At 58.7% G+C, this 3,800-nt stretch carries 1 protein-coding gene and 3 pseudogenes; 1 reads left to right on the top strand and 3 read right to left on the bottom strand.

Annotated elements, in window-relative coordinates; all coding sequences use genetic code 11:
* Positions 1 to 706: 706 nt before the first annotated feature.
* A pseudogene (locus DID99_RS35935) lies at positions 707 to 841 on the top strand (DDE-type integrase/transposase/recombinase); the annotation flags it as partial.
* A 97-nt stretch (positions 842 to 938) separates the two neighbouring features.
* Here DID99_RS35935 and DID99_RS38235 read toward each other — a convergent pair.
* From DID99_RS38235 to DID99_RS38230, 3 genes and pseudogenes are all read right to left on the bottom strand, one after another.
* A pseudogene (locus tag DID99_RS38235) lies at positions 939 to 1,400 on the bottom strand (transposase); the annotation flags it as partial.
* A 206-nt stretch (positions 1,401 to 1,606) separates the two neighbouring features.
* A complete protein-coding gene (locus tag DID99_RS35925) occupies positions 1,607 to 2,032 on the bottom strand; it encodes a group II intron maturase-specific domain-containing protein (protein WP_260444783.1) in 426 nt (141 codons plus the stop codon).
* Positions 2,033 to 3,702: 1,670 nt separating this feature from the next.
* A pseudogene (locus DID99_RS38230) lies at positions 3,703 to 3,800 on the bottom strand (IS5/IS1182 family transposase); the annotation flags it as partial.

The raw sequence follows: 3,800 nt of genomic DNA, 5'->3' as shown, positions 1-3,800 counted from the left end.
CGGAGGGGATAGGGCACGGCTCGGCGGTTGGAAAGATGGATACCGGAACGCAAAACCCGACGCTGCGAAGAATTGCCCTGGGAATGACCGGAACGTGTGGAGTCCTGCCCGGGTGGCGGAGCCAGCAAACCGGATGTGATGGCCATGGTCTCGGCCGGGATCGGCACATCTAAAAGTGCCTGGAGATGATCGGAGCTCAGAAACCCGGATGGCGTGGCGGGACTGGACACAGAGTTCCCGAGCGGAGCCATGGAGACGTAAGCGCTGGCGACAGAATGCGGAAAGGTGTCATTGCCGACGTTCAGCTGAAATGAATGGGATCTCCCATTTGTTATCAGAATACCGGTATTGTCCGCTAGATCAGAACGATCCGACAACGATGCCGCGGTAGGGTTGGGGGAAAGTGAAGCGCGAAACATATTGATCAATCTCACAAATATCTAACAACCCGGAACTGGTGGCTATCTTCACGTTGAACATTGTTCTCTTCCTTCCTTCAGATCGCACTCGCGCACGAGCCGCCGAGGGTAAAGTTCCAGGGACCCCTATGTGGTTCGTCAAGCGTTAGGGGCTGACTTCGGTTCGAAAATGCTGTCTCGCAGCATGCCGAACAAGACGTCGCAACGTCGCCGTGCCAGTGCGAGAAGCGCCTGGCTCAGCCTTCGGGACAGCGCGGAACTATTGCTCGAACGCGGCGTGACCGTCCGATGTGTTCGTCACGCTGCGTGGTGAGACTTACGTGCTGTGGCGTGCCGTCGACCAGCACGGCGCCGAACTCGATGTTCTGCTGCAGAAGCGGCGCGACAAGACTGCTGCGAGGTCTGCACAACAGCTTCTGCGACATGAAACCGGCAAGCAGACGGCTAAATCAATTCAATCGCGGAACAATTTCATGGTTGTCGCGTTGAATGATCAGATTTCTCTGTTTTGGGACGCAATCATGCTGCGGAATCCATCAGCCAATGGCATGCCATCCACAGGTTCGCCAGCGCGACCAGCGTAGCAACTGTGCGGTGTTCTTCCTCAGCCCGCGATGCACACCTTGGCATGACCGAACTGCCGCTTGAGAACACGGAACGGATGTTCGACCATGGCATGGATGCTCGCTTTGACGTATCCGAGGCCATCAACCTGTGCTTCCATTGCATCGATTTGATCACGCTGGCGACGCAGCCCCGACCGCAACGCCACGTGCCAGCACGCCTTGATGTCTTGCGTGTCCTCACACCTCTCACCCCTGGTAACCCGCGTCGGCAAGTACATCGACTTCGTCGCCTTGGACCAGCGCATGCGCTGGGGTTACTTTCACATTCGCTGCCATGCCCACAACCGTGTGAACCAAACCGCTATCGGCACCCACGCTCAATAAGCGCTTGCATGCCGAAATGGTGAGTAGGCCCGGGGAGTCCCACCCCGAACCTCTCGCAGGTAGGGTCGAGAACTAGCGCGCGCACGGTAGGCACCGGTGGTCTCTCCACCGCTTTCGCGGTGGTCCTCAGTCCGGCTGCCATAGTCACGTTTCCAGCTCCCGCCACGTCGAACGCAGCTTGCGGTTTTCCCGCACTAAGCTCTCCTGTCTGCTTCACGTCAAGGTTTATGGGTCCTATCATGCAGCGCGCGCTTTCGGTGCGACGGTACGGAGAACCCGGTAGCCATTGAACAGCCCCAGTTCCTCGTACAGCCAACGCCTACTCCACCGCTTCCAGCCGAAGCCCCGTCGGTTCCGGGATCGCCCCATGTGGCGCCGGATCTTCTTTTCCACCCAGTCCCTGATGAAGTTGAAGCACTCGTTAGAGTCCCCGATAGCGAAGTATTGCACCCAGCCCCGCAGCGCCGGATTAATCAGTTGTACCACCCGATTTATCGGCTGCGACTGGTATCGACGGAACACCTCCTTGAGCTTGCGCAGTAACGCCGTGCGCTTCTTCAGCTTCGGCGTGTAGTGCGCTCGCCACGCCCGTGTCCTGAAGCTGCGGAGTTGACGGAAGTCGAACCCCAGAAAGCCGAAGCTCTCCTTGCATCTCAGATCCACGGTGCGGCTCTTCTCCTCGTTCACCTCGACCTGTAGCTACGGATTCCGGCCAGCTTTGGTCAATACACCAAATCAATGCCACTCATCGAGTAGCCTCGCTGACTTAGCAGTAGCCATCTCACGATGGGCTCATTTACTCATGGATTACACCTATTGGCCATCTGATTTTGCACGAATTTTCGATTTTACGACTACCAAGATGCCCCTCAAACGGCCGTCAAGCATCAACGTTATCGCGGAAGACGATCACCTTCGATGGCACTGTCATGCACGGACGCGCCCGGTTTGCCAGGATTGATGTTGCGATGGTTCAAAGGTCTTGATTTCAGCCATGCCCCGGACAGAGGTCGCGACGGAAAGTCGGACAGGTCGATACGTGGAACAGCTGGGCTTTCAGACCTTGCGCTTCTTCAGATTCTTGCCGCAATTACCAGAACCCGGCGTTGAGTCGGGAGTACGGTATTGCGCGCATCGTTTCACTCCTTGGCTCGTAAATTTTTTGTTAGCCCCCGTGAAAAGATATCGCAACCGCGTCCATGCGCGTTCTGCAGGCGCCCGCTCACCTCCTCCCTGTCAAACGTGTTACGAGCGTTCCACTGACACGCCCGGCCTCGCGCGTGGCATATGAGCTACACCGCGCGGCGCGGTATATGTAGGCGGAAATGCGTCTGCACTTTCCGTCTACCTATACGTCGTGCCTCGAACGCGCTGAAGAGCGCGGCCGGCACCTGGCGCAACGACGCAAGGCCACGATAGCCGGCATCCTCCGTGCTCTCGGCAGCGCTGCTGCGCCGTGACGAGTCCCGCATGCAACACGTCGCGCATCGCCCGTTCGGCCGGCTGCACGGGCTGGCACGCGTGCCGGGCGAGAACGGGCAGCGTGAGGCTCATGCAGCCCCCGTCGCGCTGCGGGATGTCCACACGCAGGCCACGAGTCGGCCCTGAAGCGATTACGCGCGAGGGAATTGAGCCGATGCATCGCATTCTCAAGAACCAGCTCCGGGTGAGCGGATTGCACATCAAGGAGACCACTGCGCCTACGGTCTCGCGCGCAGACCACCGGCACTTACTGCGGAAACGCATATTTCAAGCAAAATCCGACAGTCAATCAGGGTACTCCATGAGTAAATAGACTCCTCGTCCTTAACCCGTCTGCTGCCATGCTCTCTCGCCTTCTTCCCGCGTCCTAGACGTCGTCTGCAGGGCGCCTGCGCCACCGGGTCCCCCTGCGGTCAACGCCTCGCACTGGAAACCAGCGCCGGGTTCCTGGCATCGCTGAATGCCGTGTTTTCCAGCTTAAATCGCTCCGCGGAACGTTCAATATTGGGGCCGGGTAACCAGCCTCAAGGTGGCAAAGCCCCCGCGGAAGATTTGTTGTCTGGCCAACCGCCCGAAATATTGAAAAGGATCGCACAGCATTTGCCTGGCGATGCCTGAACTCGCAGGTTCCCGGACCATCACAGCAGCGATTGGAGACACAACCCGCATTACCAACTGCCTGGAAAGCGCAAGAAAAGTCGACACACTTGGAGTTTGGGCGCTATGCAGCGCACAGGCGAAAGCATCGAGGTCTTGGACGGCCGGAGACCGTTCACCTTTCTGGGCTTCATCTTCATCTGCGGGCGCTCGCGCCGCGGTGCGTTCCAGCCTCAGCGGAAGACTCGCGGAGATCGCATGCGGGCGAAGCACAGATCGATGCGATCGGCCGCGCGAAGCTTGGCCAGCAGTACCTCGTGCAGTCGATCCCAGACGTCCGCGTGCTGCCAAT

Source organism: Burkholderia sp. Bp8986, from assembly GCF_003854225.1.
GTDB lineage: Bacteria > Pseudomonadota > Gammaproteobacteria > Burkholderiales > Burkholderiaceae > Burkholderia.
This window is presented reverse-complemented; position numbering and strand designations above follow the sequence as displayed.